The following is a 2,840-nucleotide window of genomic DNA, read 5'->3' as shown; positions in this document are numbered from 1 at the left end:
GGCTGCCTGTGCCACACGGTCTCGTGCGAGCCGGCGTAGCCCCCGACCATACGGGCACGAAGACGATCACCACGATGTTCGAGGCCACGGCCCGGCACGCCAACTTCCGCTATCTACTCAATGTCGAGGTGGGCGAACATATTTCACATTCGGAGTTGATGGACCACCACCATGCGGTGATCTACGCGGTGGGCGCGGCGGCCGACCGAAGTCTCGGCATCCCTGGCGAATCGCTACCTGGCAGCCATTCCGCCGGCGAGTTCGTGGCCTGGTACAATGGCCATCCCGACTACACGGACCGCACCTTCGACCTGTCGGGTGAGCGCGCCGTCATCGTCGGGAACGGCAATGTGGCACTCGATATCGCGCGGGTACTCACCCTCGACCCCGATGAACTCGCCCGCACCGATATCGCCGATCACGCCCTGGCGGCCCTGCGTGAGAGCAAGATCCGCGAGGTGGTATTGCTGGGGCGGCGCGGTCCGGTCCAGGCAGCCTATACCTCACCGGAATTCCTTGCCCTGCAACGACTGCCGGGCGTCGATGTGATCATCGACGAATCCGAGCTCAAGCTCGACCCGGCCAGTCAGGCCATCCTTGACGATCCCGCAACCGAACCCTCGACCCTACTCAAGGTCGAACTGGCACGGGAGTATTCGCGGCGGGCACAGGACCCCGGGCACAGACGGATCGTCTTCCGGTATCTGACGTCGCCGGTGGAGATACTGGGGACCGACCGGGTCGACGGGCTCACGATCGTACGCAACGAACTGACCGAATCCGGCGGTGGGCTCACCCCCCGGCCGACCGATTGCACCGAGACGATCGCGACCACGCTCGTCCTGCGCTCGGTCGGCTACCGCGGGCAGGTCGTACCCGACCTGCCCTTCGACGAGTCCCGGCATATCGTGCCGAACGAACAGGGCCGGGTGGTCACCGCCGAGGGCACCCTCGCGACCGGAGTCTATGTGACCGGCTGGATCAAACGCGGCCCGCGCGGCGTGATCGGCACGAACAAGGCGTGCGCCCAGGAGACGGTGGCCGGCCTGCTGGAAGACTTCGCCGCCGGCAAACTGCCTGCACCCCGCCACGACCGGCAGGCCTTGCACGCACTGCTGGCCGAGCGCCGCCCCGAGCTCGTCGACGGCAGCGGCTGGCGCGCCATCGACGCCGCCGAGCGCGAACGCGGCAAACAGCAGGGCCGGCCCCGGGTCAAATTCGTCTCGGTGACCGAGATGCTCGCCGCATCGCGCGGCCGCTGACCAGCGCGAAACCACCCGAATTAAATTACTGGACTATTTTGCATCTGGACGCGGAAGCGTAAGTAGTTCAATCATCTATTGGATTGCACCGTATTCCCCGGCTGAGACACGCCCGTGCCGCATCTGTCCCACCCGCCTGGCTGCACGGCCTCGCCCGGAACACGATTGGAGATTGGAGTGCACTTTCCACGGACCCAGGGCGTATCGCAGCGCCACTCATGATTGCCGCGGCTCTCGCTTGTTCGGTGAGCCTGCGATCGGCTCCGTCGAGGGTGTCGAATTCGACGTGGACGACGAGCTACACGCGGTAGCTACCGCCCGTTGGTCACCCACACCGCGAGCACCCCGGCGGCGTTGCAGACGCCAGGAGTGTTCGCGCTACTGAACGGGCTGTCGTATTGCCGGACGCCCGCCGCGCAAGCCGAGAGCGACGGTCTGAAGAAGGCGGACCTCGTCGTCATCGGCGTACCCCGGCCCGCGGTCAATCCGACGCGTACGTTCTCCTGCACATCCAGATCGTCGTACAGTTCGACGGCCTGAAGGTCCGGCCCAATCCGGCCCGGCTACGCTTATGCGGCACTTCAGACTGCAGGTCACGGTAAGACCTAATAGGTAGATAATTGAGTGTTATGAGCTATATTGAGCGAGGGGTCGATCAGGCCGAAGAGGCGCCCGATCGCCGCAGTGTCACGCGGTAGGTGTAGTGCTCGGGCAGGAACTGGCTGACCGACAATTCCACCGCTGCGCCGTCGGCATCGGAATAAAGCCGGTCCACGCGCAGCATCGGATGACCGGGGGCGCAGCCGAGTTCGGCGGCCGTGTCCGGGGTGGCCATGGCCACGGTGATCGATTGCGCGGCCTCGACGATCGGACTGTTCAGGTGCGGTTCCAGCAGCCCGATCACGGTGTAGGGACTCGACGCCCCGGCGGCCAGCTCGGGAGCCTCGGCGACCGAGCGTGCGATCCGCTCGGGCAGATGCACGGTCGTGCACACGAACGGCACCCCGTCGTGCAGACGAACGAAGACGACCGTATACACCACGTCGGTGTCGAGCCGCAGCCGGCTGGCCGCCTCGATGTCGACCCGGCGGCGCAGGCCCGAACGCACCTGCATGGTGGTATCCGACGACAGTTGCATGAGATCTTCGATCGATCCGAACTGCCGCAGATACCGCTGTTCAGCGCCGGTGGCGAAGGTGCCGCGTCCGGCCACTCGGTACACCTCTCCCGCCGCGACCAGATCCTGGAACGCACGGCGCACGGTGTGGCGGCTGACCCGATGTCGCTGTGCGAGCTCCATTTCGGTCGGCAATGCCACTCCACCGGCGTAGCGGCCGGCCGCGATCTCCGCGCGCACACTGCGCGCCACCGCCCGGTACGCCGGTTCCGACTCCGCCCTGTCCAGCCTCATGGGAAACAGATCCTACGGACCGTCGGCAGCTCAGATACCGCCGCGCGCGACGAGCTGACCGGCGATGACATTGCGCTGGATCTCGTTGGTGCCCTCGCCGACGATCATCAGCGGGGCGTCGCGGAAGTAGCGCTCGGCGTCGTATTCGGTCGAGTACCCGTATCCGC

The 2,840-nt window shown here is 66.0% G+C and carries 4 protein-coding genes; 1 reads left to right on the top strand and 3 read right to left on the bottom strand.

The window, feature by feature from the left end:
* Positions 1-1,262, top strand: a 1,262-nt coding sequence (locus C5E41_RS32855; protein WP_219823316.1) for a ferredoxin, incomplete at its 5' end; no start/stop codon positions are given.
* Positions 1,263-1,573: 311 nt separating this feature from the next.
* On the opposite strand, the gene C5E41_RS32850 is transcribed toward C5E41_RS32855, so the two are convergent.
* From C5E41_RS32850 to C5E41_RS32840, 3 genes are all read right to left on the bottom strand, one after another.
* Complete coding sequence (locus C5E41_RS32850) at positions 1,574-1,771, bottom strand: hypothetical protein (protein WP_104379544.1); 198 nt, start codon at positions 1,769-1,771, stop codon at positions 1,574-1,576.
* A 146-nt stretch (positions 1,772-1,917) separates the two neighbouring features.
* On the bottom strand, positions 1,918-2,673 hold the full coding sequence (locus C5E41_RS32845) for a GntR family transcriptional regulator (RefSeq protein WP_104379543.1): 756 nt from the start codon (positions 2,671-2,673) through the stop codon (positions 1,918-1,920).
* 30 nt (positions 2,674-2,703) lie between these two features.
* The coding region (locus C5E41_RS32840) for an acyl-CoA dehydrogenase family protein (RefSeq protein WP_258081413.1) at positions 2,704-2,840 on the bottom strand (137 nt) is incomplete at its 5' end.

Origin of the sequence: Nocardia nova, assembly GCF_002933465.1 — a bacterium.
GTDB lineage: Bacteria > Actinomycetota > Actinomycetes > Mycobacteriales > Mycobacteriaceae > Nocardia > Nocardia nova_B.
Note: the sequence above shows the minus strand (reverse complement) of the source record. Positions and strands in the feature narration are given on the sequence as shown.